Source organism: Pseudomonas sp. Leaf15 (genome assembly GCF_001421425.1).
GTDB classification, from domain to species: domain Bacteria; phylum Pseudomonadota; class Gammaproteobacteria; order Pseudomonadales; family Pseudomonadaceae; genus Aquipseudomonas; species Aquipseudomonas salomonii.
This window is the reverse complement of record NZ_LMKI01000017.1, coordinates 17,905-43,646: the sequence shown is the minus strand read 5'-3', so window position 1 is coordinate 43,646 and position 25,742 is coordinate 17,905. Positions and strand designations below refer to the sequence as shown.

The 25,742-nt window shown below is 61.7% G+C and carries 29 protein-coding genes; 13 read left to right on the top strand and 16 right to left on the bottom strand.

The annotated features are described in order from the left end of the window. Positions 1-21: 21 nt before the first annotated feature. Complete coding sequence (gene alaC / locus ASE80_RS15010; RefSeq protein ID WP_056859616.1) at positions 22-1,233, bottom strand: alanine transaminase; 1,212 nt, start codon at positions 1,231-1,233, stop codon at positions 22-24. A 195-nt stretch (positions 1,234-1,428) separates the two neighbouring features. On the opposite strand from alaC, the gene ASE80_RS15005 reads away from it, so the two are divergent. Beyond that, on the top strand, positions 1,429-1,911 hold the full coding sequence (locus tag ASE80_RS15005) for a GyrI-like domain-containing protein (RefSeq protein WP_056859615.1): 483 nt from the start codon (positions 1,429-1,431) through the stop codon (positions 1,909-1,911). A 43-nt stretch (positions 1,912-1,954) separates the two neighbouring features. Here ASE80_RS15005 and ASE80_RS15000 read toward each other — a convergent pair whose 3' ends face one another. Together ASE80_RS15000 and ASE80_RS14995 are read right to left on the bottom strand one after the other, a co-directional pair. Beyond that, entirely contained in the window at positions 1,955-2,560 is a 606-nt protein-coding gene (locus ASE80_RS15000) for a pyridoxamine 5'-phosphate oxidase family protein (protein ID WP_056859614.1), read from the bottom strand. Positions 2,561-2,580: 20 nt separating this feature from the next. Further along, the gene (locus tag ASE80_RS14995; protein WP_056859613.1) at positions 2,581-3,069 is read right to left on the bottom strand and encodes a GNAT family N-acetyltransferase; all 489 of its coding nucleotides are present in this window, start codon (positions 3,067-3,069) and stop codon (positions 2,581-2,583) included. 147 nt (positions 3,070-3,216) lie between these two features. Here ASE80_RS14995 and ASE80_RS14990 point away from each other — a divergent pair, with 147 nt between their 5' ends. The 4 genes from ASE80_RS14990 to ASE80_RS14975 are packed head-to-tail and all read left to right on the top strand — an operon-like array spanning position 3,217 to position 5,748. Further along, positions 3,217-3,636: a YybH family protein gene (locus ASE80_RS14990; RefSeq protein ID WP_056859612.1), complete on the top strand. Its 420-nt coding sequence runs from the start codon at positions 3,217-3,219 to the stop codon at positions 3,634-3,636. 42 nt (positions 3,637-3,678) lie between these two features. Next, positions 3,679-4,023: a YciI family protein gene (locus tag ASE80_RS14985; RefSeq protein WP_056859611.1), complete on the top strand. Its 345-nt coding sequence runs from the start codon at positions 3,679-3,681 to the stop codon at positions 4,021-4,023. Positions 4,024-4,054: 31 nt separating this feature from the next. After that, the gene (locus tag ASE80_RS14980) at positions 4,055-4,531 is read left to right on the top strand and encodes an SRPBCC family protein (RefSeq protein ID WP_056859610.1); all 477 of its coding nucleotides are present in this window, start codon (positions 4,055-4,057) and stop codon (positions 4,529-4,531) included. Further along, on the top strand, positions 4,528-5,748 hold the full coding sequence (locus ASE80_RS14975) for an RNA polymerase sigma factor (protein ID WP_056859609.1): 1,221 nt from the start codon (positions 4,528-4,530) through the stop codon (positions 5,746-5,748). The genes ASE80_RS14980 and ASE80_RS14975 overlap by 4 nt, the downstream gene beginning before the upstream one ends. Before the next feature lie 129 nt (positions 5,749-5,877). Here ASE80_RS14975 and ASE80_RS14970 read toward each other — a convergent pair whose 3' ends face one another. After that, on the bottom strand, positions 5,878-6,732 hold the full coding sequence (locus tag ASE80_RS14970) for a LysR family transcriptional regulator (protein WP_056859608.1): 855 nt from the start codon (positions 6,730-6,732) through the stop codon (positions 5,878-5,880). Between the two features lie 88 nt (positions 6,733-6,820). Here ASE80_RS14970 and ASE80_RS14965 point away from each other — a divergent pair, with 88 nt between their 5' ends. Continuing rightward, entirely contained in the window at positions 6,821-7,261 is a 441-nt protein-coding gene (locus tag ASE80_RS14965) for a multidrug/biocide efflux PACE transporter (protein WP_056859607.1), read from the top strand. Here ASE80_RS14965 and ASE80_RS14960 read toward each other — a convergent pair. Both ASE80_RS14960 and ASE80_RS14955 read right to left on the bottom strand, forming a co-directional pair. Beyond that, positions 7,248-8,153 (bottom strand): LysR family transcriptional regulator, encoded by a 906-nt coding sequence (locus ASE80_RS14960; protein ID WP_056859606.1) that lies wholly within the window; start codon positions 8,151-8,153, stop codon positions 7,248-7,250. The genes ASE80_RS14965 and ASE80_RS14960 overlap by 14 nt on opposite strands. 50 nt (positions 8,154-8,203) lie before the next feature. Beyond that, positions 8,204-8,962, bottom strand: a complete 759-nt coding sequence (locus tag ASE80_RS14955; protein WP_056859605.1) for an SDR family NAD(P)-dependent oxidoreductase — start codon at positions 8,960-8,962, stop codon at positions 8,204-8,206. Between the two features lie 107 nt (positions 8,963-9,069). On the opposite strand from ASE80_RS14955, the gene ASE80_RS14950 reads away from it, so the two are divergent. Next, positions 9,070-9,966: a LysR family transcriptional regulator gene (locus ASE80_RS14950; protein ID WP_056859604.1), complete on the top strand. Its 897-nt coding sequence runs from the start codon at positions 9,070-9,072 to the stop codon at positions 9,964-9,966. Here the strand turns inward: ASE80_RS14950 and ASE80_RS14945 are convergent. Continuing rightward, the gene (locus ASE80_RS14945; protein WP_056859603.1) at positions 9,963-10,880 is read right to left on the bottom strand and encodes a LysR family transcriptional regulator; all 918 of its coding nucleotides are present in this window, start codon (positions 10,878-10,880) and stop codon (positions 9,963-9,965) included. The two genes, ASE80_RS14950 and ASE80_RS14945, sit on opposite strands and share 4 nt — an antisense overlap. A gap of 618 nt (positions 10,881-11,498) precedes the next feature. Between ASE80_RS14945 and ASE80_RS14940 the strand changes: the two genes are divergently transcribed. The 3 genes from ASE80_RS14940 (at position 11,499) to ASE80_RS14930 (ending at position 14,176) form a co-directional block, all read left to right on the top strand. Beyond that, a complete protein-coding gene (locus ASE80_RS14940) occupies positions 11,499-12,257 on the top strand; it encodes a 5-oxoprolinase subunit PxpA (RefSeq protein ID WP_056859602.1) in 759 nt (252 codons plus the stop codon). Between the two features lie 69 nt (positions 12,258-12,326). Further along, positions 12,327-13,205 (top strand): 5-oxoprolinase subunit B family protein, encoded by an 879-nt coding sequence (locus tag ASE80_RS14935; RefSeq protein ID WP_056859601.1) that lies wholly within the window; start codon positions 12,327-12,329, stop codon positions 13,203-13,205. Continuing rightward, on the top strand, positions 13,202-14,176 hold the full coding sequence (locus ASE80_RS14930) for a biotin-dependent carboxyltransferase family protein (RefSeq protein ID WP_056859600.1): 975 nt from the start codon (positions 13,202-13,204) through the stop codon (positions 14,174-14,176). Before ASE80_RS14935 ends, ASE80_RS14930 begins: the two co-directional genes overlap by 4 nt. A gap of 120 nt (positions 14,177-14,296) precedes the next feature. On the opposite strand, the gene ASE80_RS14925 is transcribed toward ASE80_RS14930, so the two are convergent. The 3 genes from ASE80_RS14925 to ASE80_RS14915 form a co-directional block, all read right to left on the bottom strand. After that, on the bottom strand, positions 14,297-15,913 hold the full coding sequence (locus tag ASE80_RS14925; protein ID WP_056859599.1) for an inorganic phosphate transporter: 1,617 nt from the start codon (positions 15,911-15,913) through the stop codon (positions 14,297-14,299). A 250-nt stretch (positions 15,914-16,163) separates the two neighbouring features. After that, complete coding sequence (locus ASE80_RS14920; RefSeq protein ID WP_017137881.1) at positions 16,164-17,186, bottom strand: transporter; 1,023 nt, start codon at positions 17,184-17,186, stop codon at positions 16,164-16,166. A gap of 228 nt (positions 17,187-17,414) precedes the next feature. Further along, a complete protein-coding gene (locus ASE80_RS14915) occupies positions 17,415-17,720 on the bottom strand; it encodes a PepSY domain-containing protein (protein WP_017137880.1) in 306 nt (101 codons plus the stop codon). A gap of 154 nt (positions 17,721-17,874) precedes the next feature. On the opposite strand from ASE80_RS14915, the gene ASE80_RS14910 reads away from it, so the two are divergent. Then, positions 17,875-18,738 (top strand): sterol desaturase family protein, encoded by an 864-nt coding sequence (locus tag ASE80_RS14910; RefSeq protein WP_056859598.1) that lies wholly within the window; start codon positions 17,875-17,877, stop codon positions 18,736-18,738. Here ASE80_RS14910 and ASE80_RS14905 read toward each other — a convergent pair. Together ASE80_RS14905 and ASE80_RS14900 are read right to left on the bottom strand one after the other, a co-directional pair. Then, positions 18,730-19,407, bottom strand: coding sequence for a helix-turn-helix domain-containing protein (locus ASE80_RS14905; protein WP_056859597.1), 678 nt, complete (start codon positions 19,405-19,407; stop codon positions 18,730-18,732). The two genes, ASE80_RS14910 and ASE80_RS14905, sit on opposite strands and share 9 nt — an antisense overlap. Then, positions 19,408-20,535: a glycerophosphodiester phosphodiesterase gene (locus ASE80_RS14900; RefSeq protein WP_056859596.1), complete on the bottom strand. Its 1,128-nt coding sequence runs from the start codon at positions 20,533-20,535 to the stop codon at positions 19,408-19,410. It abuts the gene before it with no gap. A 231-nt stretch (positions 20,536-20,766) separates the two neighbouring features. Between ASE80_RS14900 and ASE80_RS14895 the strand changes: the two genes are divergently transcribed. Continuing rightward, on the top strand, positions 20,767-21,090 hold the full coding sequence (locus tag ASE80_RS14895) for a DUF2025 family protein (protein ID WP_056859595.1): 324 nt from the start codon (positions 20,767-20,769) through the stop codon (positions 21,088-21,090). A gap of 378 nt (positions 21,091-21,468) precedes the next feature. On the opposite strand, the gene ASE80_RS14890 is transcribed toward ASE80_RS14895, so the two are convergent. Then, positions 21,469-21,789 (bottom strand): antibiotic biosynthesis monooxygenase family protein, encoded by a 321-nt coding sequence (locus tag ASE80_RS14890; protein ID WP_056859594.1) that lies wholly within the window; start codon positions 21,787-21,789, stop codon positions 21,469-21,471. Further along, complete coding sequence (locus ASE80_RS14885) at positions 21,786-22,493, bottom strand: CTP synthase C-terminal region-related (seleno)protein (protein WP_056859593.1); 708 nt, start codon at positions 22,491-22,493, stop codon at positions 21,786-21,788. Before ASE80_RS14885 ends, ASE80_RS14890 begins: the two co-directional genes overlap by 4 nt. An 80-nt stretch (positions 22,494-22,573) precedes the next feature. Here ASE80_RS14885 and ASE80_RS14880 point away from each other — a divergent pair, with 80 nt between their 5' ends. Then, the gene (locus ASE80_RS14880) at positions 22,574-23,452 is read left to right on the top strand and encodes a LysR family transcriptional regulator (protein WP_056859592.1); all 879 of its coding nucleotides are present in this window, start codon (positions 22,574-22,576) and stop codon (positions 23,450-23,452) included. A gap of 228 nt (positions 23,453-23,680) precedes the next feature. On the opposite strand, the gene ASE80_RS14875 is transcribed toward ASE80_RS14880, so the two are convergent. Together ASE80_RS14875 and ASE80_RS14870 are read right to left on the bottom strand one after the other, a co-directional pair. Next, complete coding sequence (locus tag ASE80_RS14875; protein WP_056859591.1) at positions 23,681-24,199, bottom strand: DUF1003 domain-containing protein; 519 nt, start codon at positions 24,197-24,199, stop codon at positions 23,681-23,683. 77 nt (positions 24,200-24,276) lie between these two features. After that, complete coding sequence (locus ASE80_RS14870) at positions 24,277-25,596, bottom strand: methyl-accepting chemotaxis protein (RefSeq protein ID WP_056859590.1); 1,320 nt, start codon at positions 25,594-25,596, stop codon at positions 24,277-24,279. Positions 25,597-25,742: the final 146 nt, after the last annotated feature.

The following is a 25,742-nucleotide window of genomic DNA, read 5'->3' as shown; positions in this document are numbered from 1 at the left end:
CGTGGGAACGATCATTGCACCTCAGGCTTTAGTGACTAACCCATCCGCCCGGAACATCCCGCGAATCCCGCGTACCGCCTGGCGAATCCGGTCCTGGTTCTCGATCAGCGCAAAGCGCACATGATCATCGCCATACTCACCAAAGCCAATCCCCGGCGACACACACACCTTCGCCTCCAGCAGCAGCTTCTTGGCAAATTCCAGCGAGCCCATGGCCGCATACTGCTCAGGGATCTTGGCCCAGACGTACATCGACGCCTTGGGATTTTCCACCATCCAACCCAGCTCATGCAGGCCTTTGACCAGCACGTTACGGCGCTGGCGATACTGCTCGGCAATGTCTTTCACGCACTGCTGATCGCCTTCCAGCGCGGCAATCGCCGCCACTTGCAGCGGGGTGAAGGTGCCGTAGTCGTGGTAACTCTTGATCCGCGCCAGGGCGTTGACCAGTTCCGGGTTGCCGACCATAAAACCAATGCGCCAGCCGGCCATGTTGTAGCTCTTGGACAGGGTGAAAAATTCCACCGCAATGTCCTTGGCGCCCGGCACTTGCATGATCGAGGGGGCTTTCCAGCCGTCGTAGACGATGTCGGCGTAGGCCAGGTCGTGCACCACCAGTACGTCGTACTGTTTGGCCAGGGCGATTACGCGTTCGAAGAAGTCCAGTTCCACGCACTGCGCGGTGGGGTTGGACGGGAAGCCGAGGATCATCATCTTCGGCTTGGGGATCGAGCCACGAATCGCCCGTTCCAGTTCGTCGAAGAAATCCACGCCCGGCACCAGCGGCACCGAACGCACCTGGGCGCCGGCAATCACGGCACCGTAGATGTGAATCGGGTAGCTCGGGTTGGGCACCAGCACGGTGTCGCCCTGGTCGAGGGTGGCCAGCATCAAATGCGCCAGGCCTTCCTTGGAACCGATGGTGACGATGGCTTCCGTTTCCGGATCGATATCCACTGCGTAGCGGTCTTTGTACCAGCGCGAAATCGCCCGGCGCAGACGCGGAATGCCTTTGGAAGTGGAGTAACCGTGGGTGTCTTCACGCTGGGCGACGGTGACCATTTTTTCCACAATATGTGGAGGCGTGGCGCCGTCAGGGTTACCCATGCTCAAGTCGATGATGTCTTCGCCGCGCCGACGCGCAGCCATCTTCAGCTCGGCAGTGATATTAAAAACGTAAGGGGGGAGTCGATCTATGCGCGCAAAGCGGCGCGGCGAACCTTGGTCTGCCATTGTTGCCTCGAGGTACGTAAGCGCCCGGAACCGTCCGAGCGACGTCGGCCACTGCGGTGGCCTGCGGGGCAGACAATACGGTCGATGATGGCCAGTTGTCCAGATGCGTAGGAAAAATTTCTACTTGGAGTGAAGCGTGGATATGCCCCTATACTCGACGCGGGTTTGTTCCCTCATAAGAAGGAGACTGTTCGTATGGATCAGCAGGCAAAACTACCGTTAGAGCCACGCATGGAAGCCGGTAAAGCCCTGGTAATCGCTGGAGTGCAAGGGCGTTATTCAAAGGCCACAGTGGGTGATATCCCAAAGCTGTGGGAATTGTTCGACACCTGCATCAAAGACATTGAGAAGCGCGTCGGGCGCGTGACGTATGGTGTGTGCCATAACCCCCACCATGGTGAATTCGACTACATGGCCGGGGTTGAAGTCCCGACTAAAAGCGACGTGCCGAGCAACTTTGAATCTATCGAAATTGCGCCGCTCAACTATGCCGTGTTCCCGCATTACGGGCCGGTGCAGGCACTTGAGCAAACCTACGAACGCATCATGTTCGAGTGGTTGCCGCACTCGGGCTACAAGGTGATGGGCGCGGATTTCGAACGCTACAGCGCCGATTTCGACGCGCGCAAGGGCACGGGGACGGTGGAGATCTGGCTGCCGGTTGGCGAAAAGGGCTGACGGCGGTGCTGGCGGCGCCGACAAGACGGCGCCGCCAGACGTATCAATACAGCGTGTTTTTGACCCGCTCCGGCATCTCTCGGTCATAGGCCTCGGCATCAAACTGCCCCGCATTGAGCCGCTTGTGAAACGCCCCGGCCGACGGCAGTGCCGAGCGGTCCAGGTGCTTCTCGGGGTTCCAGCAATCCGAGCGCACAAAGGCTTTGGAGCAGTGGAAAAACGCCGACTCCACCTGTACCAGAATCACCGAGCGCGCCGGTTTGCCATTTACCGCAAAACTCTCCAGCAACTCGGGCTCGATGGAAATCTGCGCGCGGCCATTGACGCGCAACGTCTCGCCAATGCCCGGAATGATGAACAGCAAGGCAATGCGTGGGTCTTGCAGCAGATTGCGCAACGTATCGACCCGGTTATTGCCCGGCCGATCCGGGATCGCCAGGGTGCGCTCATCCACAATCCGCACAAACCCCGGCACATCACCGCGCGGCGAGCCGTCAATGCCGTCCGGCCCGGATGAGCTCACCACCACCAGGGGCGACGCCCGCACCATGGCCTGGTAATCCTCGTTGAGAAACGCGATCTCCTTGCGCACCGCCCGCTCGTGGGGGAGGCCGTAGAGGGTTTCGAGTTGTTCGAGGGTTGTCAGCATCTTCACCACCTCCTTATCGTTCAAAACACTAACGCCAATCGGCGCTCATACCCAACCCGCCCCTTATACGCCTCCCCGCTGTCCACCCACCCAGCCGCCAGATACAACCCCATCGCCGCCACATTGTCCGTGTCCACCGACAACTCCAGCGCCTTGATCTGCGGCCACGCCTGCAGGGCCGCCGCCGGCAATGCTTGCAAACACGCTTTGCCAAACCCGCGCCCCTGCTGATGCCGGTCCACCTGCAACGCATGCAGCGTGGCGCTGTGTTCATCGGCCCAATGGGGCAGGCAGGGCGGGCGTTTGAGCAGCAGGAAGGCCACGGGCGTTTCGTCGGCCAGCAGGGCAAAGCCTTTGATTGCGCCGGGCTTGGGGTTGACCAGCAGGCTGTTGAGCGCGCAGTAGATATCGCCGGAATACGCCAGTTGCTCGGGGTGCACTTGCAGGGTGTCGAGCTGCTGTTTTTGCACAAGGCTCAGCGTCTCATAGGCGACGAGGCGGGTTTCCATCGGGGGCGCATCCGAAATCCTACAAAGAGGTGGGGATTCTAGCGGGTTTGCCGCAGGCAAAATTATTTTTCAGTGGCCTGTCGATTTGCGCTGAGGCCGTTCGACTAAGGGTGTCCTTTGTGATTTCCAACCCCCAGGAGTATCGCCATGAGCACTGCAATCACCACCCTGATCGAGCAATGGAAACAAGCCATACTTGATCGTGATATCGAAAAAATTGTCAGCTATTACGCCGACGATATCGTCTCGTTCGATGCCGTCACCGCACTGCAATTCAAAGGTAAAGCCGCCTACCGCGCCCATTGGGATGAATGTATGAAGCATTGCCCTGGCCCAGGCATTTTCGAGTTTCATGAGCTGCATATCGTCGAGGCGCCCGACAGCGCGTTTGCCCACTGGCTGGCGCACTGCGGCGGCGCCGGGCCGGAGGGTGTGGTGAAGGCGTGCTGGATGCGCGTGACTGCCGGCTACCAGCGTATCAACGGGCAGTGGAAGGTGGTGCATGAGCACTGGTCGGCGCCGTTCGACATGGAAAGCGGCACGGCATTGTTCGACCTGAAACCTTGACCGCCACGAACTATAGTCAGTAGTCCGAAAACGGAGAGCGCCATGAAATACCTCTGCCTGATCTACAGCGACGAAGAGGTGCTGCACACCTCGCCCGACAGCCCTGCGGACCCGGAGTGTTTTGCCTACGCCGAGGCCGTCCAGGCCAGCGGCCGCATGCTCGCCGCCGAGCCGCTGGAGTCGGTGAGCACCGCCACCACCGTGCGCAGGCGCAATGGCAAGCTGTCGATCACCGACGGGCCGTTTGCCGAAACCAAGGAGCAACTCGCCGGGTTTTACCTGATCGAGGCCAAGGACCTGAACGAAGCGATCCAGGTCGCTGGCGGCATACCGGCGGCGCGGGTCGGCAGTGTGGAAGTGCGCCCCGTGCGTCAATTGAATCTCTGAACACAACAACCACAAGACAGGAGGTTTACCCATGAATACCCAACCCGCTGAATTTGAACTGTCCATCAGCCGTCTGATCGACGCACCGCCAAGCAAGGTGTTTCGCGCCTGGACCACGCCCGAGCTGTTGCAGCAATGGTGGGGGCCACACGGCATGACCACGCCGGAGTGCGAAATGAACCTGTGGGTCGGTGGCCTGTTTCGCACCTTGATGCGTGCGCCGGATGGCGCCGAGTACCCGACCTCCGGCGTGTTCCTGGAAATCCAGGCGCCGAGCCGGCTGGTGTTTACCGATGCCTATGCGCCTGGCTGGGTCCCGTCGGGTAAGCCGTTCATGACCGCCGAAGTGACCTTCGAAGCCGTCGACGGCAAGACCCGCTACACCGCCCGCGCCAGGCATTGGAGCGAAGCCGACAAGCAGGCCCACGAAGCCATGGGTTTTCACGACGGCTGGGGCCAGAGCCTCGACCGCCTGGTGACGCTGGTGACCCAGGGCATGCCCGATTGACCCCGCAGGTCGAGGCGATTTACCGCAGTGAATCACGCCGCGTACTGGCGACGCTGATTCGCTTGCTGGGTGATTTCGACTTGGCTGAAGAGGCGCTGCACGAGGCGTTTTTAATTGCCATGCAGCGCTGGCCGCAAGACGGTGTGCCGGACAATCCTCGGGCCTGGCTGGTCTCCACCGGCCGCTTCAAAGCCATCGACCGCCTGCGCCGTCAGGCACGTTTCACCCCGTTATTACAGGAGCAGGCCGACACGCTGGAAGCGGCTGAATGGAGTGAGGAAGACGTGGAAGACGACCGCCTGCGCCTGATCTTCACCTGCTGCCACCCGGCGCTGGCGCCCGACGCCCAAGCGGCGCTGACCTTGCGCGAGATCTGCGACCTCACCACCGAAGAAATCGCCCACGCCTTTCTGGCCACGCCCACCACCATTGCCCAGCGCATCGTGCGCGCCAAGGGCAAGATCCGCGAAGCAAAAATCCCCTATCAGGTGCCAACCCTGGACGCGTTGCCCGAGCGTCTGGACAGCGTATTGCGCGTGGTTTACCTGGTGTTCAACGAGGGCTATTCGGCGTCCATGGGCGCCGACCTCACCCGCGAAGACCTGACCCGCGAAGCCATTCGTTTGGGGCGCTTGCTGCTGGAGTTGCTGCCCGAACCGGAAGTCATGGGCCTGCTGGCGCTGATGCTGCTGCATGAGTCGCGCCGAGCAACGCGCACCTCGGCCGACGGTGAGTTGGTGTTATTGCATGAACAGAACCGCGCAGTGTGGGACGCGTCCTTGATTGCTGAAGGCTGCGCGCTGGTGGAGCAGGCATTGAATACACGACGCTTTGGCCCGTATTGCCTGCAAGCGGCGATTGCGGCGGTGCATGCCGAAGCGCCCGACGCTGAAGACACGGACTGGCTGCAAATTGTCGGGCTTTACGATGTGTTGCTGCGCGAAGTGCCGTCGCCGGTGATCGAGCTGAACCGGGCGGTGGCGGTGGCAATGGGGCAGGGGCCGTTGGCGGGGTTGCAATTGGTGGAGGGTATTTTGCAGCGCGGGGAGTTGCTGGATTATCACCTGGCGCACTCGGCACGCGGGGAGTTTTGCCGGCAGTTGGGGCGGGTTGAAGACGCGCGGGAAGCCTATGAAAAAGCGCTCTCACTCACCCAGCAAACCCCAGAAAAACGCTTCCTCGAACGCCGCCTGGCCGAACTCAAATCTCCCGGATAAGCGCAGGGCAAACTGTGGGAGCGGGCTTGCTCGCGAATGCGGTGTTTCAGTGCCAGATGTATCTACTGACACTCCGCATTCGCGAGCAAGCCCGCTCCCACAGTTTTGATCTTCATTGTTTGGAGGTCATCACTCCAGCATCTTGCCCAGCAACCAACTCCCCGCCGGCCCCGGTGGGTGGTGCCTTGACCACAGCGCATCCACCGCCACCGAGCGCGGCCAGCTGCGGGCCTTGAGTTCGACCAGGTGGTCGCCGCCAAAACGCTCCACCAACCAGCGCGGAATCGGTGCCCAGCCAAACCCCAGCTGCGCCATCTCCATCAGCATCAAGTAACTGGGCGCCGACCATACCCGCCCGCTCGGTCGGGTTTCGGTGGGGTTGATGATGCTGGCCAGGCGCAATTCGCGGTGTTGCTGCAAGGTCTGCGCCGGGATGTTCTTCAGCTTGGCCAACGGGTGCGTGGGCGCCGCGAACAGGGCAATTTCGGTACGTTCTTCGACCGGCGCGCCGGTCAGGTCGGGCGGGTAAGTGTCTTGTTTTTCGATAAACGCAATCTGCGCCCGGCCGCTTTGCACCAGGGCGATCAGGTCTTCGCATTCGGCGATCAGGCATTCCAGCTCAAGGTCCGGGTGGCGCTGTTCAAAGGCCTTGAGGGCGACTTCAAAGCGGTCGGACTGGTAAGTATCGGACATGGCGATGGTCAGCTTGGGTTCCAAACCCTGTGACAACTGGCTCGCCGTCAGCTCCAGGCGGCTACTGGCCTCCAGCACCTGCTCGGCGCGCTGCAACAACACATGGCCGGCTGGCGTGAGCGTCGGCTTGCGACTGCTGCGGTCAAACAGCACCACATCCAGGTCAATCTCCAGGCTCGCCACGGCCGCGCTTACGGTGGACTGGCTTTTACCCAGCTTGCGCGCCGCCGCCGAAAAAGAGCCTTGGGTAGCCGCCTGCACAAACGCCTGCAGCACTTCATTGGAGGCCATGACTATCGCCTTTATCGATGGTTATTAGTTATGAAGTATCGAGTCAACGGGTAATCATGGCAACCATCGTCACTCAAGGAGCCGGGTCATGAACCCTACCAAGTCGATTACTGAACGTGTGTGCCAGGCCATTGGTTTTGAAGGGCTGGCCTTGTTGATCTGTACACCGCTGCTGGTCTGGATCACCGGCAGGCCGGCCCTGGAAATGGGCGCGGTGACCCTGGGCATCAGCCTGTTGGCGCTGAGCTGGAACGTGATTTTTAACAGCTTGTTCGACCGCCTCAAAACCCGCCTGCAACTGACCAGCGGTGGCTGGACTCGTGTGGTGCATGCGCTGTTGTTCGAAGGCGGCCTGATCATCCTGGCGGTGCCATTAATTGCTGCGTTGATGAAGATCAGCCTGTTGGAAGCCTTCATCCTCGACATCGGTGTGCTGTTGTTCTTCCTGCCGTACACCTACCTGTACCACTGGGGGTATGACGTGCTGCGGGAAAAATTCGTACAGTCCCGTGTACCTAGCCAAGCTTGAGCGAGGCCACAAACTCCAGAAATGCCCGCACCTTGGCGGCGGGCAAGTGCCGCGACGGGTAATAGGCGTACAACGGGAAACGCTCGTCCGGCCAGTCGGGAAACAGCTCCACCAGGCTGCCGGCCTGGATTGCCGAGTCCAGGCCGAGGTCGAGCATCTGCGCCACGGCATGCCCGTGTTCACACACGCTGTACAAGGTGCTGGCGTCGTTGACCACCAGGCGACCGTTGGTGCGCACCATCACTTGCTCGCCGGGGCGATGGAATTCCCAGGCAAACGGGCGACCGGTTTGCGAGTCGCGAAAATCCAGGCACATGTGCCCGGTTTCCAGGTCTTGCGGGATCGTCGGTCGGCCGTATTGCTCGAGGTAAGCGGGGGAGGCCACGGTGAGCACGCGCACTTCCATCAGCTTGCGTGCGATCAGCGAGGAGGACTGTGGGATGCCGAAGCGAATGGCCAAGTCAAAGCCGTCGGCCACCAGGTCGCCGAGTTGGTCGCGGGTGTGCAGGTCCAGTTGCAGTTGCGGGTATTGGCGCATGAAGTCGCCGAGTACTGGACCGAGTACCAGTCGCGAAAAATACGGGTCGATGTTCACCCGTAAACGCCCGCGCACGGTAAGGGCGCTGTCGGCCGCCGAATTGGCCGCCTCTTGCAGCCCGGCCAACAGCGGGGCGATTTCCTGGTAGAAACGTCGCCCCTCGTCGGTCAATTGCACCGAGCGGGTGGTGCGGTCGAACAGGCGAATGCCGAGGCGTTTTTCCAGGCGGGAAATTGCCCGGCTGACCCCCGAAGGCGTCATCTCCAGGCTGTTGGCGGCGCGGGCAAAGCTGCCGCTGTCGACTACGGCGGCCAATACGCCCATGCCGCCGGCCAAGCCTGGATCAAAACTCATCGGTGATTGCCCGTCAGTGATCTGAAGGCATTGATGCTAGCGCAGAATGCTTACAGAAACATGCCGCCCGAGGCTTCGATGCGCTGCCCGGTGATCCAGTTGCTGCCATCGGCCAGCAGGCTCGAAATGGCGCCGCCAATATCGTCCGGCAAACCGGCACGGCCCAGGGCAGTATTGTTGGCCACCATCGCATTCAGCTGCGGGTTATCGCGCACTGCGCCGCCGCTGAAATCGGTGGCAATCGCGCCAGGTGCGAGGGTGTTGACGGTGATGCCACGCGGGCCGAGTTCTTTGGCCTGATAACGCGACAGCACTTCCACGGCGCCTTTCATCGACGCATAGGCGGCGTAGCCCGGCAGGCTGAATCGCGCCAGGCCGCTGGAGATGTTGATGATGCGCCCGCCATCGCTGATCAGCGGCAGCAGTTTCTGGGTGAGGAAAAACGGCGCCTTGAAGTGAATGGCCACCAGTTTGTCGAACTGCTCTTCCGTGGTGTCGGCAAAGCTGGCGTGAGCGCCGATGCCCGCGTTGTTGATCAGGAAATTGAAACGTTGCTGGGCGAAAACGTCCTTGAGCACCGTAGCGATTTGCCCGACAAAAGCCTCGAAGCTGCCGCTCTGGCTGACGTCCAGTTGCAGCATGGCGGCGCGGCCGCCCAGCGCTTCAACCTGTGCCACCACCGCTTGGGCCTCGGTTGCGGCGCTGTGGTAGGTGCCGATGATGTCCACGCCCTGGGCGGCGAGGTGCAAAGCGGCGCTTTTGCCCAGGCCACGGCTGGCGCCGGTGATAAGTGCGATTTTACGAGTCATGGGGTAGTCCTCATTGGGTGATCAGTGGGACTGAGTGTATTTGTCCGCCCGTAACGTGATAAACAGGCTGATATCGGAATCACTGGCCGGATAAGGCGAACAATCCCATGAACAAACTTGAGCTGTTGCGCACCTTCGTGCGCGTCACCGAGCTGTCGAGTTTCACCCAGGCCGGCGAGAGCCTGGGCCTGCCGCGCTCCACCGTGTCCGAGCATGTGCAGGCGCTGGAAGCGTTGCTGGGCGCGCGCCTGTTGCAGCGCACCACGCGCACCGTGCAAGCCACCCAGGACGGCCGCGTGCTGTATGAGCGCAGCAAGGATTTGCTCGCGCACATGGAAGAGCTCGAAGGCCTGTTTCGCCAGGATGAAGCGCAATTGGCCGGGCGCATTCGGGTGGACATGCCCAATGCCATGGCGCGCGGCGTGGTGATGCCGCAGCTGCCGTCGTTCATGGCGCGCCACCCGCTGGTGGAGATGGAAATCAGCAGTTCGGATCGCCAGGTGGACGTGATTGCTGAGGGCTTTGATTGCGTGGTGCGCGTGGGCGCGCAGCCCGACCAAAGCGTGGTTGCACGCAAGGTCTGCAGCATGCCGATGGTCAACTGCGTAAGCCCCGCGTACCTGCAACGCTATGGCATGCCCGCAACCCTTGCCGACCTGGCGCAGCATCAACTGGTGCACTACGTGCGCCCGCTCGGTGCGCGCTCGGCCGGGTTTGAATACCTGCAAGGCAACAAGGTGCTGCGCGTGGCCATGGCCGGGCGCGTGACCGTCAGCAGCACCGATGCCTACCAGGCGGCGTGTCTGGGCGGTTTGGGGATTATCCAGGTGCCGCTGCTCGGCGTTCGCGATTTATTGGCCCGTGGCGAGTTGGTTTCGGTGTTGGCGGACTACCTCGCGCCGCCCCTGGACGTCTCCATGCTCTACGCCGGCCAGCGGCATTTGCCGTTGCGGGTGCGGGTGTTCATGGAGTGGCTGGCGGCGACCTTGCAGGCCCATATTTAACGCCGCGCTGACAACTGCTGCGGCGCCAGGAAGGCGTCGTGGAAGTAATCGCGGAACGCCTGCATCGCCGGGGTGAATGCGCGCTCGCGGTGCCAGGCCAGGCCGACGCTCATGGGCGTGACCGGGTCGGTAACGGTCAGGGTTTCGATGCGCTTGCCTTCCAGCGACCACGGCCGGTGCACCAGGTCCGACAAAATCGCCACGCCGCTGCCATTGGCGACCATGCTGCGCACCGCCTCCACCGAACTGGTGCGCAGCCGCACGTTGGGCGTTTGCCCGGCCTGTTCCCAGTAGCGCATGGCACTGTGCTCGGCTTCGTCGACGGTCAGCAGGATGTAAGGTTCTTGCGCCACATCTGCCAGGCTCACGGCACCGCGTTCGCATAATGGGTGATGGCTGGGCAGCCACAGACGGCGTTCCGAATTGAACAGAATTTCCGAGATGATATCCGGGTGGGTGAGGTTGGCGGTGAGCACCACGGCCATGTCGAACTGGCCGTCGAGCAGGCCGTGTTCGATGGCCTGGCGTTCCTGCTCGAAGACGTCGATGGTCACGTCCGGGTGCCAGTGCTGCATGCGTTGCAGGTGGTGGGGCAGGAAGTAACCCAACACCGTGTAGCTGGCCGCTATGCGCAATACGCCGCTGGCGCGGTAGTCGGGCAGCGGGCTGTTGAGGGCGTCGTCCACGCTGCGCACGATCACATAGGCGCGGTTGAGAAAATGCCGCCCGGCGTCGGTGAGGTTCATGCCCTGGGCCGAGCGCACGAACAGTTGCACGCCAAGCATCGCCTCCAGCTCCTTGATCGCGGTGGTCACCGCCGACTGGGAGATGTTCAGGTGAATGGCGGCCTGGGAAATCTGGCCGATTTCGGCAGTGGCGACGAAGTAGCGCACTTGGCGCAGGGTCAGGGACATGGCTTTCTCCGATCGTTCCCACGCTCTGCGTGGTAACGCCTGTTGTGACGCTCTGCGTCACACTTTGGGACGCGGAGCGTCCTGGGCTGCATTCCCACGCAGAGCGTGGGAACGATCTTTGTGGAACGCTCTTTGGGTCTCCGATCGTTCCCACGCTCTGCGTGGTAACGCCTGTTGTGACGCTCTGCGTCACACTTTGGGACGCGGAGCGTCCCGGGCTGCATTCCCACGCGGAGCGTGGGAACGATCTGTGTGGAACGCTCTTTGGGTCTCCGATCGTTCCAACGCTCTGCGTGGTAACGCCTCTTGTGACGCTCTGCGTCACGCTTTGGGACGCGGAGCGTCCTGGGCTGCATTCCCACGCAGAGCGTAGGAACGATCTTTGTGGAACGCTCTTTGGGTCTCCGATCGTTCCCACGCTCTGCGTGGTAACGCCTCTTGTGACGCTCCGCGTCACGCTTTGGGACGCGGAGCGTCCCGGGCTGCATTTCCACGCGGAGCGTGGGAACGATCTTTGGGTATCTGATTTTCAGAAGATGGGCCATCTGATAATAGATCTTCCCAAGGGGTCAAGCCCCAGCCTACTTTCAGTCATCTTCTTTTGGCGGAGCGACCTCGATGCAGGCAGTGGATTTCAATTCGGACATGGGCGAAGGCTTCGGCCCCTGGACCATCGGCGATGGCGTCGACTTTGACCTGATGGCCTATATCAGCTCGGCCAATATCGCCACCGGCTTCCACGCCGGCGACCCCGGCACCATGCGCCGCACCGTCGAGCGCGCCAAGCAACTGGGTGTGGGCATTGGCGCGCATCCGGGCTTTCGTGACCTGGTGGGGTTCGGCCGTCGGCACATCAACGCCCCGGCCCACGAACTGGTGGACGACATCCTCTACCAGCTCGGCGCGCTGCGCGAAATCGCCCGCGCCCAAGGTTTGGTCTTGCAACACATCAAGCCCCACGGCGCGCTCTATATGCACTTGGCCCGCGACGAAGAAGCCGCGCGGCTGCTGGTGCAGAACCTGCAAATCATCGAGCCGACGCTGTTGCTCTATTGCATGCCCAACTCGGTGATCTGGCGCGTGGCCAAGGAGTTGGGGCAACCGGTGGTGCGCGAGTTTTACGCTGACCGTGAGTACGACTTGAGCGGCTCCATCGTGTTTACCCGCAATGTGCGCGCACATGACCCTGCAACCGTTGCGGCGCGTGTCCTGCGTGCTTGTCAGACCGGCCGGGTGCGAACCGTAGAAGGCGAAGACCTGTTGATCGAATTCGATTCCATCTGCCTGCACAGCGACACGCCCGGTGCGCTGGAGTTGGTGGAAGCCACCCGCGAAGCCCTCGACCAGGCCGGGATTGAAGTCAGATCACCTCAATAAGAACCCAATAAAGATATCCAAACAGCACTTTTTGCCTGCCTTTCTACAATGATTCCAAGAGGAACAGACATGGCTCAAACGTCCCCCATCCGCTACAGCTTCGGCGGTGATGAACACCTGTTTGCCGAGGTCAGCGACAGCATGTCCCTGGAAGCCTTTTTCACAGGCATGGCCGTGACCCGCGCCGTGGAGCGCCTGGCGTTGGAGGGCGTGCTGGACGTGTGCCTGGCCAATGCATCGTTCCAGATTCGCTTCGACCCCGACCGCATCGCGCCGCATGTGTTGCTTGACGCGGTGCAAAGCGCCGAAGCCCAGGCCGTGGCCGAACGCACCTTGCACACGCGCATCATCGAAATTCCGGTGCTCTACAACGATCCCTGGACCCACGAAACCCTGATGCGCTTTCGCGACCGCCACCAAGACCCCAGCGGCACCGACCTGGAATACGCCGCACGCATCAACGGCCTGGCCGATGTGGACGCGTTTATCGCCGCTCACAGTGGCGCGCCGTGGTTTGTGTCGATGGTCGGCTTTGTGGCGGGCCTGCCGTTCATGTTCCAGATGGTCGAGCGCGAGCGACAATTGCAGGTGCCCAAGTACCTGCGCCCGCGCACCGACACGCCCAAACTGACCCTCGGCCATGGCGGTTGTTTTGGATGTATTTACTCGGTGCGCGGCGCGGGTGGTTACCAGATGTTTGGCGTGACCCCGGCGCCGATCTACGACCCGGCGCAGCAGTTGGCGTACCTCAAGGAACACATGGTGTTTTTCCGCCCGGGTGACATCGTGCAGTTCAAACCGATGGACCGCGACGCCTACGACCTGGCGGTGGCCGAAGTGGAGGCAGGGCGTTTCGACCTGCGTATCCGCCCGGTGGAGTTTTCCCTGGATGCGTTTCTCGCCGACCCCATCGGCTACCCGAAAACCCTGCAGGAGGCGCTGGCATGATCAAGGTGCTCAAACCCGGCCTCGCCACCTCCGTGCAGGACTTGGGCCGTGAAGGTTATTACCACCTGGGCATTCCGCCTTCGGGCGCCCTGGATCAGTACGCGTTGAGTGCGGCCAACCATTTGGTCGGCAACCCAGCCGGTGCGGCGGGTCTGGAATGCACGCTGATCGGCCCGGAACTGGAGTTTCGCCAGGATGCATTGGTGGCGCTCAGTGGTGCGCTGATGTCGCCGCGTCTGGACGGCGAAGTGGTGCATCAGGACACCGCCTTTCAGGTCCGCGCCGGGCAAGTGCTGCGCTTTGAGTTTCCCAAGGCCGGTGCGCGCACGTACCTGGCGGTGGCCGGTGGCATCAACGTGCCGCTGGTGCTCGGCAGCCGCTCGACGTACACCCTCGGCGCGCTCGGTGGGTTTGAAGGGCGACGCTTGCAGGAAGGCGATGAGCTGCCGATCGGTGACGCCAGTGGAACAGGCCGCGCGGGCAATAGTTTGCCCATGGCCTTACGCCGTTCGGTCGGTGGCGACGTGACCCTGCGCGTGGTGCCGGGGCTGTATTACGAGCGCCTGACGGATGCGGCAAAAAGCAGCTTTTTCGCCGAACCGTGGACAGTGGGCTCCGAGGCGGATCGCATCGGCTATCGCTTCAAGGGTGGCAGTGCCTTGAGTTTTCAGGCGCGCGAACAACCGTTTGGCGCGGGCTCGGATCCCTCGAATATCGTCGACAGTTGCTACCCGATCGGTTCGATCCAGGTGCCCGCGGGGTTGGAACCGATTGTGCTGCACCGCGATGCGGTGTCGGGTGGCGGCTACGCGATGATCGGCACAGTGATCAGTGCCGACCTGGACTTGATCGGGCAGATGCAGCCGAACCAGCGGGCGGGGTTTGTGGCGGTGACGTTGGAGCAAGCATTGGAGGCGCGGCGGATCTACAAAAAGCGCTTGAAGGCCATGGCTGGGCTGTTCAGCCACTAAGGATCGTTCCCACGCTCTGCGTGGGAATGCCTCTTGTGACGCTCTGCGTCACGCTTTGGGACGCGGAGCGTCCGGGGCTTCATTCCCACGCAGAGCGTGGGAACGATCAACGGTGTCAGGTCAGAACAGTTTGGTGAACAGCCAGTACAGGCTGCCCGACAGCAGAATCGCCGCCGGCAACGTCAGCACCCAGGCCATCAGCAGATTGCGGATGGTCTTCATCTGCAAGCCACCGCCATTGGCCACCATGGTGCCTGCCACACCCGACGACAACACATGGGTCGTCGACACCGGTAACCCGAACATATCCGCCGCACCGATGGTCAGCATCGCCACCGTCTCGGCCGAAGCGCCTTGGGCGTAAGTCAGGTGGGTCTTGCCGATCTTTTCGCCCACCGTGACCACGATGCGCTTCCAGCCGACCATGGTGCCCAGCCCGAGCGCGATGGCCACGGCGATCTTCACCCACAGCGGGATAAAGCGCGTGGACGCGTCGATCTGGTCTTTGAACAATTTGAGCTTGCCTTGGGTGTCGGCGTCGAAGTTGCCGACCTTGCCCTTGTCCATCAAGCGGATGCTTTCGCTGGTCAGGTACATGTCGTTTCGCACGTTACCGACGGCTTCGGCCGGCACGGCGGCGAGGGAGCCGTAGCCTTTTACTTCTGCGCCGATATGGCCGGTGATGGCGGCGAGTGCAGGCACCAGTTCCGGGGTCGCTTCCTTGGTGCGCACGTAGGTCGAGAGGACCGCGCGTGAATCGGCCGGGGCCGGTTGCGGCGCCGACTTGACCAGCGCGGCCTGGGTGACTTCCGCGACTGCCGCAAATTGCAGGGACTGGTCGGCAGGCATGGTGCGGTTCAGCGCGTAAGCCATCGGCAGCGTACCCACCAAAATCAGCATGATCAGGCCCATGCCTTTTTGCCCGTCGTTGGAGCCGTGGGCGAACGACACACCGGTGCAGGTGGCGATCAACGCGCCGCGAATCCACCACGGCGGCGGGGTGTCGCCCTTGGGCGCCTTGTACAGCGAACGGTTTTTGACAAAGGCGCGCAGGGCCAGCAACAGCAGGGCGGCAAACGCAAAACCGATCAATGGCGAGAGCAGCAGGGCATAGCCGATCTTGGTCGCCTGGCCCCAATCCACACCGCTGGTGCCATCACGCCCGTGCATCAGGGCATTGGCGACGCCGACGCCGATGATCGAGCCGATCAAAGTGTGCGACGACGAGGCCGGCAGGCCCAGCCACCAGGTGCCGAGGTTCCACAGGATCGCCGCGATCAGCAGCGCAAAGATCATGGCGAAGCCGGCCGAGGAACCGACCTGCAAAATCAGCTCGACCGGCAACAAGGCGATGATGCCGAATGCCACCGCGCCGCTGGACAGCAGCACGCCGAGGAAGTTGAAAAAACCCGACCACACCACTGCAAAATGCGGCGGCAGCGAGTTGGTGTAGATCACCGTCGCCACGGCGTTGGCGGTGTCGTGGAAACCATTGACGAACTCGAAGCCCAGGGCGATCAACAGCGCCACGCCCAGCAGCAGGAACGGCGTCCAGGTGGTGACCACCGTGCCCAGTTCGTGCATGTCGTGCATCAGGCTGTAGGCGGTGAACAACAAGCCCATGGCGAGCACGGCGAAGAACATGATCACCGTGAGCAGGCCGGGTTTCGTATCCAGCCGTGGTTTGGGGTCTGCGGGTGTGGCGGTGTTGGAAGCAGTCAGGGAAGGGGTGGCCATGCCGGAGCATCCAGTGTGTTGAGGATGCTCCTGATGATCATTGCAGAATGTTACAGAGATGCTGCGGCAGGTCAGTGTTTAAGGAATTGAGCCTACCGTTGATCTATAAAACCCCGCAAAGCTAATGGCAGAGTGCAATCAATGTGGGAGCTGGCTTGCCTGCGATGGCTATCTATCAGCCAACTTTTCAATGCCTGATACACCGCTATCGCAGGCAAGCCAGCTCCCACATTTTGACCGTATTTCAGGGTTAGTAATCTTTGCGTTTACGGAACGCCCAGCGCCCGGCAATCAAGGTGAACGTTGCCACCAGCGCTACCAGGATCCAGAACCCTTCCGGGTCGGTGGAAAGCGGCACGCCGCCCACGTTCATGCCGAAAAAACCGGCGATGATATTGATCGGCAACGCCAGTACCGTCACCACCGTGAGGGTGAACAGCGTGCGGTTGCTTTGTTCGTTGAGGTTGGCGGCGATTTCTTCCTGCAACAACTTGATGCGTTCGCCCAGGGCCGTGAGGTCGTTGATGATCAGCGCAAACTCCTCGGTGGATTTGCGCAACTCCTTCACGTCCTCTTTTTGCAGCCACTGCGGCGGGCGGTTCAGCAGGCGCAGCAGCGAGCCCGGCTCCAGTGCCAGCAGGCGTTGCAGGCGCACCAGCACCCGGCGCGCAGCCCCCAGTTCGGCGCGGTTGGTGGACAGGCGTGAGGACAGCAACTGGTCTTCGATATGGTCGACGCTGATACTGGTTTTACGCACGATCTGCGTGAGCACTTCGCCCTGGTCGCGCAGCAAATGCACCAGCAGCTCCAATGGCGAGCGAAAGCGTTCACCGGCCTTTACCGACGAGCGCAGTTTATCCACCGAGTGCAACGGTTGCAGGCGTGCGCTCACCAGCAAACGGCTGCGAGCGCACACCCACAGGGTGGAGATATCCGACGAAACCATGCTGCTGAAGTTGAACACCACGTCGTTGACCACCGCCAGCAAGGCCGAGTCGACGTGTTCGATACGCGTGGAGCGCGAGCCTTCGTGCAGGGCTTCGAAAAACTCGTCGGGCAATGACAGGTTCGCCTGCATCCAGCGCTCGCAGGCGGCGTGGGCCAGGTTCAGGTGCAGCCACAGGAATTCTTCCGGGTCTTGCGGCGCTTTTAACGCGGCCAGCGCGGTCGCTGAATCAATCTGCTCGCCCTTTTCACCGGGCCGAAAACGAAAACCGTAAAGCAAGCCAAACAGATCGGGATCCTGGTGGCTGTGGTCGATGCTGTGGTTCATGGCGGCTCGCAGAGAAAGCGCCTGTAGGACGTTTCACAGGTTCGCGTGGGCGAATCATTGCAAGCTGGGATGACGATTTTGTGACAGTTTGAAAACTCGCTCAGCGGGTTTCCAGGCGCAGGCCTGCGCTTTGTCGGTGTAATTTGATTAACCCTCCGTGATGGCTGGCGAGCAGGCATAAAAAAACCGCGCCACTTTAAACGTGGCGCGGTTTTTTTAAACTATGACTCAGGTGTCCAGTTTGTCTTCCAGTACGGCGCCGGTCTTGGCGTCGAGCTTCACTTCAAACCGTTTGCCGGCGGTGTCGGTCAGGTCAACTTCGTACACCAGTACACCATTTTTGTGGTCCAGCTCGGTGTCAGTGATGCTGGCACCGGCGTGTTTGGCCACGGCGGCGGCGTTGAGTTTTTCGAACGGCATCACGGCGCCGGACTTGAGCAAACCTTCAATGTGGTCCGGGCGAACATCCGCCTGGGCCAACCCGGCAGTCAGGGTCAGGGCGGTGGCGGCGAACAGGGCGGTCAGGGTTTTCATAGTGTGTGTCCTTCTTCGGTGAGCTGTTTAAGTGGCCTCAGGTTATCGAGCGCAACTTAATTCACCCTTAATTAATTCAAACGGTTGCGCCGTTTGTTCAATTCGCTGCGTGTGGCGGGTTTCATGCTGGGGGCTCACTGGAAGGGAGACTCGGATGAAACGTTTAGTGGCTTGGCTTTACGCGCCTGTATTCCTGGTGGGTTTTTTAGCCTGGGGGCTGTGGAAACCCGGTTGGCTGGTGGTGGTATTTGCGACAGCCGTGGCCGTGTCATTTGTGATGGAGCAATGGCTGCCCTATGAACCGCAATGGAATCGCAGCCTCGGGGACCGGCGCCGGGACACGCTCCACGCGTTGGTCAACGAGAGCCTGAATGCCCTGGGCCTGTTGATGCTGCCGGGGCTCACGGCGCTGTTGGCGTTCGAAGGCATTTGGCCACGCGGCTGGCCGGTGTGGGCACAACTGCTGCTGTCGATCGTGTTGGCCGATGCCGGCATTACCCTGATGCATTACGCCAGCCATCGCGTTGCGCCCCTCTGGCGCCTGCATGCGGTGCACCACAGTGTGCAAAGGCTCTATGGGTTCAATGGGCTGATGAAACACCCTTTGCATCAGATGCTGGAGGCGACGGCGGGGTTGCTGCCGCTGGTGCTCTTGGGTATTCCAGTGGAGGTTGCGCAGTTGCTGGCCCTGGCGATTGCGATCCAGCTGTTGTTGCAGCATTCCAACGTCGATATGCGTCTAGGGCCATTGCGTTGGGTATTCGCCTGGGCGCCGGTGCACCGTTTTCATCACATGAAGTACGGGCGGGCCGGGGATGTGAATTTCGGTTTGTTCTTCAATCTATGGGACTGGTTGTTGGGCACGGCGTTTTATCGCGAGCACTATCACATGGGGCCTGGCGATCTCGGTATTGGCAGCCGGCCGGACTTTCCGGTGGCGTATGCGGCGCAGATACGTGACCCGTTCATGCCGGCGCGCTTGAGCAAAGAACCGCCGTTGCCGGACGCGCTACGTTAGCAGCCGCACGTCCAACTGACGCAATGACGCGCCGGCCGTCACCCCAAACAACTGCTTCATGGTGCGCGAAAAGTGCGCCGAGTCGGCAAACCCCGCCGCGTGGGCGGCCTCGGTCAACGTGCTGCCGCCGAGGGCCAATTGCAGCGCTACCCGCAAGCGCCGCCATACCACCAGGCGGCGCACGGGCACGCCCAACTGATGGGTGAACAGGCGTTCCAACTGGCTCAATGAAAGGTGCGCGGCTTCGGCCAATGCCTGGGCTGAAACCTTGCCGGCAAGCTGTTGATCCAGGGCCGCCAGTGCCCGTTCCACGCGCGGGTCGATGAAGGCACGCCGGGGTAGCTGGCCCAGTTGCGATTGCAGCGTCTCGAGGCACGGCTGCGCGTCCAGCAGTAGACGTTCCAGGATCGGGGCGGCAAAGGCGGCGGGTTCGGCATACAGCACCAGCACGTCACCGTCGCTGGCGAGAATGGCGTGGGGCTGGAGTGACGGTATAAACAGGCGATGGGCCGTGGTGACACGGCCATCAAGGCTTACCGTGACCGGCTTGCCGGGGCACAACACCAACTGATGGGCATAGTGCGCATGGGGCGCGGTACGCCCCAGCTCGCCGAAGATCAGGCCGTAGTCATGCCCCAACCACAGGCGACCTGACCATTCGGGTTTCACTCAGTAGCCGTTGTCCTTGAGCAGGTCCTGCACGCTCGACGAAGGCCAGCGCTTGTAGAACTTCAGCAGTTCGGCGGCGCGGTTGGTGAAGATGCCGTCAACGCCGGCCTTCATGACTTTTTCGAAGTCTACTGGCTCATCGACGGTGTAGACGTGCACCAGCAGGCCCTTGTCGTGGGTCAGCTTGTTCATTTCAGGTTTGACCAGGTCGGTGTAGCTCTGGTCGCCATGGTTGGTCAGCTCGGCCGAAGGGCCGGTGCCGATGGCGCCGAGGCTCTTGGCTTCGTCCACCCATTTTTCGAACTCGGCGGCGTCTTTTGGCTCTTGCTTGGCGTAGTAGGCGGCCTTGGTGGTTTCGCCGGATTCGGCGAAGGTTTGTGCCGATTTAGGCTCGATGCTGCCTGGGCCGACCCACAACAGCAGGATTTTCGGGGTGTTGGGCATTTCTTTTTGCAGCTCTTTCAAGCTGTCTTTTTCAAACGTCTGCAGCACCACGCGGCCTCTTCCCTGGCCCACGCCGGTGTTGCTTTTGCCCAGCTTGGAACCGGCGGAGCTCAACCAGCCTTTATCCAGCAGCTTGTTTTTCAGATCGGCTTCGATGCCCGGGAACTGCTTGGGCTCCTTGGTCTCGATGTACAGGCCAGGTTTGTGCTGCGGGTTGCCTTCGGCGATCTTGATGATCTCGTCCAGGCTCTGGATTTTCAGGCCGACAAACGCCGGGCGGGCGCGGTCCGGGTAAGCGGCGTTGAACCAGCTGCCGGCGTCCAGGGTGCGCAGTTCGGCCCAGGTGAACTCGTTGGCCGGGGCGTCTTTACGCTCGGGGAACTTGGTGGCCACGTCGGTGGTGCGTTGCAGGTTGTTGTCGTGCAAGGCGAACAGCACGCCGTCTTTACTGCGTTGCAGGTCCATTTCCAGGTAGTCGGCACCCAGGTCGCGGGCGAGCTTGTAGGAAGCGGCGGTGGATTCGGGGGCGTCGTAGGATGCGCCACGGTGAGCAATGACAGCCGGGTACGGAATGCCTTCGTTTGTCGCCAATTCAGCCGGGCTGATCGGGTCGGCAGCCTGTGCCTGACCAAGGCCGAGCATCAGAGCGAGCAGCAGGGCGCTCTTGGTAAACGTTACAGGCATATGCGAAGTCCTTTCGTGGAGGTAACTTTGAGAAGGCGTCCTTTTTAACAATTGATTGCGAAAGGCGCTATCACCAAACCGACATTAAGGTACTCACGAGGCTATTTTTGGGCTTTTTTGTGCTGCGTTGCAGTATTCTTGGCTGAAGCTGCCCCGTCAGAGGGCAGTAATTTCTGCCACGCGTGTAAACCATCTTTCCAGTCCCTGTGGGACTTTTCAGTGAGGTTTACCATGCGCATCACTTCCGAACTTATCTGCCAGGCCGCCGACCAACTCCAGGGTTTTGTCGGCCTGAACCGCAAAACCGGCCACTACATCGTGCGTTTCAGCGAAGACGCCTTCGGCATGGACGTGGCCGATGACGGCATCATCCCCACCGCAGAATTCGTCTGGCTGCCGGCCGCCGACCACACCATGACCCTGTCGCGCGAGCGCCTGCAGTTGCTGCTGGACCAGAATATCGATGACCGTATCAACATCACCGAGCCGTTGCGCGTGTATATGCGCCGGGTGGAGATCCCGCAGATCAGCGCGTTGCGCAGTTTGGTGAGTTAGGTCCAGGCAAGTGAATATCCACCTGTGGGAGCTGGCTTGCCTGCGATTGCGGTGTGCCAGGCAACACAAGGCTGACTGACCTGCCGTCATCGCAGCATAGGTATCTACACAACTTCTGAAGGCAGCCAATTTCTCCTGTGGCGAGCAGGGTTGTCCTGCGTTGGGCCGCGAAGCGGCCCCAGTAAAGGCACTGCAATTTTCCTGAAAGAACTCAGTGTCTGGGTTTGGGGCTGCTTCGCAGCCCAACGCAGGACAAGCCTGCTCGCCACAACAGCCCACTGGCCACAGACTTCGTGTTAACCGGTTGTGTAGATACCTATGGTCATCGCAGGCAAGCCAGCTCCCACAGGGTTTTGCAGGGGGGCTTGAGGCTGTGTTTCAGCGCTGGAAGGTGTAAGCCCGCTCGACCTTGCATACGCGGGTATTAAACGCCGAGTACCAATGGGCGCGGCCTTGTTCGCGTACTTGGCTGTGTTCGGCGTGTTGCTTCCAGGCCAGAATCGCCGCTTCGCTTGCCCAGTAGGAAACGGTGATGCCCAAGCCGTCTTCCCGCGCTGACTCAACACCCAAAAAACCCGGTTGCTCGCGCGCCAGTTCCAGCATGCGCGTGGCAGCCTGCCCGTAACCTTGATCGCCCTCGGTGCGCAAGGAACTGAAGATGACCGCGTAGTAGGGTGGGGCGGGCGTGTTGGCGATCATACCGATTGCGCCCGGCAGGCGTTGAGCAGGGCAATCGCCAGTGGCGGCGTGAGCCCCTTAAGTGCCGCGCGTTCGGGCTGAAACAAGGTGGCGACGAAAAACGGGTGGTCCAGCAGTTCGACGGCGCGCAGATCGCCCGCCGAATCGTGGCCGCTGGGGATCAGGTCGCCTTCGAGCAACGCATGGGCGAACGCGGGGTTGATGCCGTAGCTGCAACGGTAACCTTCGTGGGTGTCCAGGCTGGCGTAGGCCTCGGCGATGCGCGTGTAGGGCGCCAGGCGGATGCTGCCGGTGGCCTCGATCAGGGAACACGCGAGCGGTGTGATAACCGCGCGCTTGGCCGCGGGCGCCAGTTCGCCATGCTCCGCATCCGTCCAGCCCAGCACGTTGCGGGCATATTCGATGACCGCGTGTTGAAAACCACCGCAGGTGCCCAGGAATGGGCGTTTTTGCTCGCGGGCAAAACGAATCGCCCGCAGTGCGCCGTCGGCATCACGGTAGGGGCTGGCGGGCACGCACCAGAAGCCGTCGAAGGCATGCAGCTCGGTGGCCGGGGTGATCGAGTCGGTCTCCAGCCAGTGCAACTGCACGCTCAGGCCCAAGGTGTCGGCAGCCTGTTGCAGTGCCACGGGGATGGCCTGGTGGGCCGTTACGTCAGGGTTGTAATCACCGATCAGGGCGAGTTGCAGCAGGGTGGTTTTCATCGTGTACGTCCCATGGCTTGTGGTGTCCTGAGGTGCACTATAGATTGGCGCTCACGCAATCAAAATTGGCGTTTGCCCACATGCTCAATGCAGCCACGCACTATCAACTCGATTACCCGGACCTGTCGCTGATTCTCGCCCTGGTGCGTGGCGGCACCCTGGCGCGGGCGGCGGCGCTGCTGCGGGTGGACGTGTCCACGGTGTTCCGTGCCGTGCGAAGGCTGGAGGCGGCCCTGGGCCAGACCCTGTTCGAAAAAAGCCGCGCCGGCTACCTGCCCACCAGTTTGGCCAGCCACCTGGCGCAGCAGGCGGAACAGGCCGAGCAGGCGCTGGAAGCTGCGCGCATCGGGGTGGAGCAGGGCGGCGAAGTGATCAGCGGCACCGTGCGCCTGACCTGCACCGACTCGGTGTTGCAGGGTTTGCTGTTGCCGGCGCTGGCGCAGTTCATGCCGGCCTACCCGGCGTTGACCCTGGAATTGAGCACGTCCAATGATTTTGCCAACCTCAGCCGCCGCGACGCGGACATTGCCCTGCGCCTGACCAAGACGCCGCCGGAGCACCTGGTAGGCCGCCGCCTGGGCAGCGTGGCTTATCAGGTGTACGCCAGCGCCGGTTATGCCCGCCAAAACCAGGGGCGTGAGTTGGCCGAACTGGCGTGGATCGCGCCGGATGACTTTTTGCCCGATCACTCCACCGTGGCCTGGCGGCGTGAGCACCTGCCGGGCGTGCGCCCCAGTTATCGCTGTAACAGCATGTTGTCGGTCGCCGAGTTGGTGCGGGCAGGTCTGGGCGTGGCAGCGTTGCCGGACTTTCTGTTGCAAGAGGGTTTGCAACCGATCGGCCCCACACTGGCAGGGCGTGAGACCGCGCTATGGTTGCTGACACGCCCGGACTGCCGGGCACTGCGCTCGGTGGTGACCTTGTTTGATGAGTTGGGGCGGCATATTCGGTTGCCTTGAACTGGGCTATCAACCAAGGATGAACCGGATACCTGTGGCGAGGGAGCTTGTTGTGGCGAGCGGGCTTGCCCCGCGTTGGGCTGCGCAGCAGCCCCAATAAAGTCGACGCGGTCCTTAAAGCAAAAAACGCGGCGTCTGGTTTTGGGGCCGCTGCGCGCCCCAACGCGGGGCAAGCCCGCTCGCCACAACAAGCCTACCAGCCCCAGGAGAGCTCCTCTGGCAGACGTTTCAGGTTTTTCGCACAAACTGCTCATGCATCTCGCACGTCAACGTCTCGATACGCTCGGTCAGTTGCTTGGTCATTTCTGTCAGCCGGGTGTTCTGCTCCAGCAACTCCAGCAACTGTTTGGTGGTTTGCGCGGCCTGGGCCTGGCGTTCGGTATTGGCGATGGCCAGGGCTTCGCGGTGCTGCGCATCGGCGTCGGACTGGGCTTTGTCGCGGGCGGCCTGGCGTGTCTGGGCCAGCAGGATCAGCGGCGCGGCGTAGGCTGACTGCAGGCTGAATGCCAGGTTGAGCAGGATGAACGGGTACACGTCAAAGTGCGTGACGCCGGTGATGTTCAGCACCACCCACAACACCACGATCGCGGTTTGCGCGCCGAGAAAGGTCGGCGTGCCAAAGAAGCGTGCGAAGGCTTCGGCCTTGAGGGCAAAGGTGTCGTTGCCAAAGGTTGGCGCCAGATGGGCGTGGCCGCGGTGGAAGCGCAGGTGATCGACAGGTACGGCTTCTGGCTTGTCGGGGGTCATGGCGGGCTCGAATCCTAAGCGTTAAGACAAGCTAGCACTATAGACCGCGCCCCCCCGACAGACACATGAAGAACCGGTCAGGTGTTGCCGCGCTCGTTGGCAAACGCACTCACCGCCTGCACCGCCTCGGTGGTGCCTTCGCGAATCTGCAGGATCACCGTGCCCGCACGGTTGGCCAGGTCGACCCCGAGCGCCGCGCGGTCGCGGGTGCTGTCCATGCTCTCGATGGCTTGGCGGGTTTCGTCCTGGATCATCGCGATCATGCTGGAGATTTCCGCCGTCGAGCCGCTGGTGCGGGCTGCCAGTTGCCGCACTTCGTCAGCCACCACGGCAAAACCACGGCCTTGCTCACCCGCGCGTGCCGCCTCGATGGCGGCGTTGAGGGCCAGCAGGTTGGTCTGGTCGGCGATGCCGCGAATGGTGTTGACGATAGCGGTGATCTGCTGCGAACGCTCGCCCAGCTTGGCGATCAGTTGCGAGGAGGTGTCGATGTCGGCGGCAATTTCGCGCATGCCGCTGGCAGTTTGCTGGATCACGTCGGCGCCTTTTTCCGCCACATCCCGGGTGTTCAGGGAAATATGATAAGCCTGGGCCGCGCTGGCGGCGTCGGCAGCGTGCTGCTGCACCCTGGCGGTGACGTCCGAGGCGAACTTGACCACTTTGCACAGGCGCCCGCTGGCGTCGTATACCGGGTTGTAGTTGGCTTCGAGCCACAGGATCTGGCCGTGTTTATCGACACGCTCGAACTGGCCGTTGAACAGTTCACCCTGGTTCAGGCGTTTCCAGAACTCGCTGTACGCCGTGCTGTTGGCCAGTTCCGGCGTACAGAACAGGCGGTGATGTTTGCCCTGGATCTGCGCCAGGCTGTAGCCCATGCGCTGCAGGAAATTGTCATTGGCCGTGATGATGGTGCCGTCGAGGTTGAACTCGATCACTGCCATGGCCCGGTCAATGGCGCCCAGCTTGGCGTTGGCTTCGCTTTCGGCTTGCAGGCGTGGGGTGACGTCCATGGCGTACTTCACCACTTTGACCACTTGGCCGGCCTCGTCGCGCACCGGGTTGTAGCTGGCTTCCAGCCACACTGAATGGCCATTGCCGGCCAGCCGCTCAAAGGTGCCGGACTGGAATTGGCCGTTGCGCAGTTGCGTCCACAACTGGTTGTACTCGGCGCTGCGGGCGAACGCGGGTGTGCAGAACATCCGATGGGGCTGCCCCAGGATCTGCTCGGCGCGGTAGCCCATGGTCTTGAGGAAGTTGTCATTGGCGCGCAGCACGCTGCCTTGCAGGTCGAATTCAATCACGGCCATGGAGCGCTCAATCGCGTCGAGAAGGCTGGCCTGCTGGGCATTGGTGTGTTGCAGGGTACTGATAGTTTTTTTATGGGCGTTGAATAGCATGTTCGAGAGCTCGGGGAAGCACGCGTCAGAGGTATCCATGAATAGGCGCCTGACCCCGTATGGCCCTGGGCCTTACGGTTGACTTGCTCATTGTCAGCTTCCTGGTGCTGACAGAGGGGGCGGAACAAGGGGTTCAGAGTGATCAG

Bases quoted from the DNA above. Each gene is read 5' to 3' on its own strand.
- alaC (WP_056859616.1), bottom strand. From the start codon at position 1,233: ATGGCAGACCAAGGTTCGCCGCGCCGCTTTGCGCGCATAGATCGACTC.
- ASE80_RS15005 (WP_056859615.1), top strand. From the start codon at position 1,429: ATGGATCAGCAGGCAAAACTACCGTTAGAGCCACGCATGGAAGCCGGT.
- ASE80_RS15000 (WP_056859614.1), bottom strand. From the start codon at position 2,560: ATGCTGACAACCCTCGAACAACTCGAAACCCTCTACGGCCTCCCCCAC.
- ASE80_RS14995 (WP_056859613.1), bottom strand. From the start codon at position 3,069: ATGGAAACCCGCCTCGTCGCCTATGAGACGCTGAGCCTTGTGCAAAAA.
- ASE80_RS14990 (WP_056859612.1), top strand. From the start codon at position 3,217: ATGAGCACTGCAATCACCACCCTGATCGAGCAATGGAAACAAGCCATA.
- ASE80_RS14985 (WP_056859611.1), top strand. From the start codon at position 3,679: ATGAAATACCTCTGCCTGATCTACAGCGACGAAGAGGTGCTGCACACC.
- ASE80_RS14980 (WP_056859610.1), top strand. From the start codon at position 4,055: ATGAATACCCAACCCGCTGAATTTGAACTGTCCATCAGCCGTCTGATC.
- ASE80_RS14970 (WP_056859608.1), bottom strand. From the start codon at position 6,732: ATGGCCTCCAATGAAGTGCTGCAGGCGTTTGTGCAGGCGGCTACCCAA.
- ASE80_RS14965 (WP_056859607.1), top strand. From the start codon at position 6,821: ATGAACCCTACCAAGTCGATTACTGAACGTGTGTGCCAGGCCATTGGT.
- ASE80_RS14960 (WP_056859606.1), bottom strand. From the start codon at position 8,153: ATGAGTTTTGATCCAGGCTTGGCCGGCGGCATGGGCGTATTGGCCGCC.
- ASE80_RS14955 (WP_056859605.1), bottom strand. From the start codon at position 8,962: ATGACTCGTAAAATCGCACTTATCACCGGCGCCAGCCGTGGCCTGGGC.
- ASE80_RS14950 (WP_056859604.1), top strand. From the start codon at position 9,070: ATGAACAAACTTGAGCTGTTGCGCACCTTCGTGCGCGTCACCGAGCTG.
- ASE80_RS14945 (WP_056859603.1), bottom strand. From the start codon at position 10,880: ATGTCCCTGACCCTGCGCCAAGTGCGCTACTTCGTCGCCACTGCCGAA.
- ASE80_RS14940 (WP_056859602.1), top strand. From the start codon at position 11,499: ATGCAGGCAGTGGATTTCAATTCGGACATGGGCGAAGGCTTCGGCCCC.
- ASE80_RS14935 (WP_056859601.1), top strand. From the start codon at position 12,327: ATGGCTCAAACGTCCCCCATCCGCTACAGCTTCGGCGGTGATGAACAC.
- ASE80_RS14930 (WP_056859600.1), top strand. From the start codon at position 13,202: ATGATCAAGGTGCTCAAACCCGGCCTCGCCACCTCCGTGCAGGACTTG.
- ASE80_RS14925 (WP_056859599.1), bottom strand. From the start codon at position 15,913: ATGGCCACCCCTTCCCTGACTGCTTCCAACACCGCCACACCCGCAGAC.
- ASE80_RS14920 (WP_017137881.1), bottom strand. From the start codon at position 17,186: ATGAACCACAGCATCGACCACAGCCACCAGGATCCCGATCTGTTTGGC.
- ASE80_RS14915 (WP_017137880.1), bottom strand. From the start codon at position 17,720: ATGAAAACCCTGACCGCCCTGTTCGCCGCCACCGCCCTGACCCTGACT.
- ASE80_RS14910 (WP_056859598.1), top strand. From the start codon at position 17,875: ATGAAACGTTTAGTGGCTTGGCTTTACGCGCCTGTATTCCTGGTGGGT.
- ASE80_RS14900 (WP_056859596.1), bottom strand. From the start codon at position 20,535: ATGCCTGTAACGTTTACCAAGAGCGCCCTGCTGCTCGCTCTGATGCTC.
- ASE80_RS14895 (WP_056859595.1), top strand. From the start codon at position 20,767: ATGCGCATCACTTCCGAACTTATCTGCCAGGCCGCCGACCAACTCCAG.
- ASE80_RS14890 (WP_056859594.1), bottom strand. From the start codon at position 21,789: ATGATCGCCAACACGCCCGCCCCACCCTACTACGCGGTCATCTTCAGT.
- ASE80_RS14885 (WP_056859593.1), bottom strand. From the start codon at position 22,493: ATGAAAACCACCCTGCTGCAACTCGCCCTGATCGGTGATTACAACCCT.
- ASE80_RS14880 (WP_056859592.1), top strand. From the start codon at position 22,574: ATGCTCAATGCAGCCACGCACTATCAACTCGATTACCCGGACCTGTCG.
- ASE80_RS14875 (WP_056859591.1), bottom strand. From the start codon at position 24,199: ATGACCCCCGACAAGCCAGAAGCCGTACCTGTCGATCACCTGCGCTTC.
- ASE80_RS14870 (WP_056859590.1), bottom strand. From the start codon at position 25,596: ATGCTATTCAACGCCCATAAAAAAACTATCAGTACCCTGCAACACACC.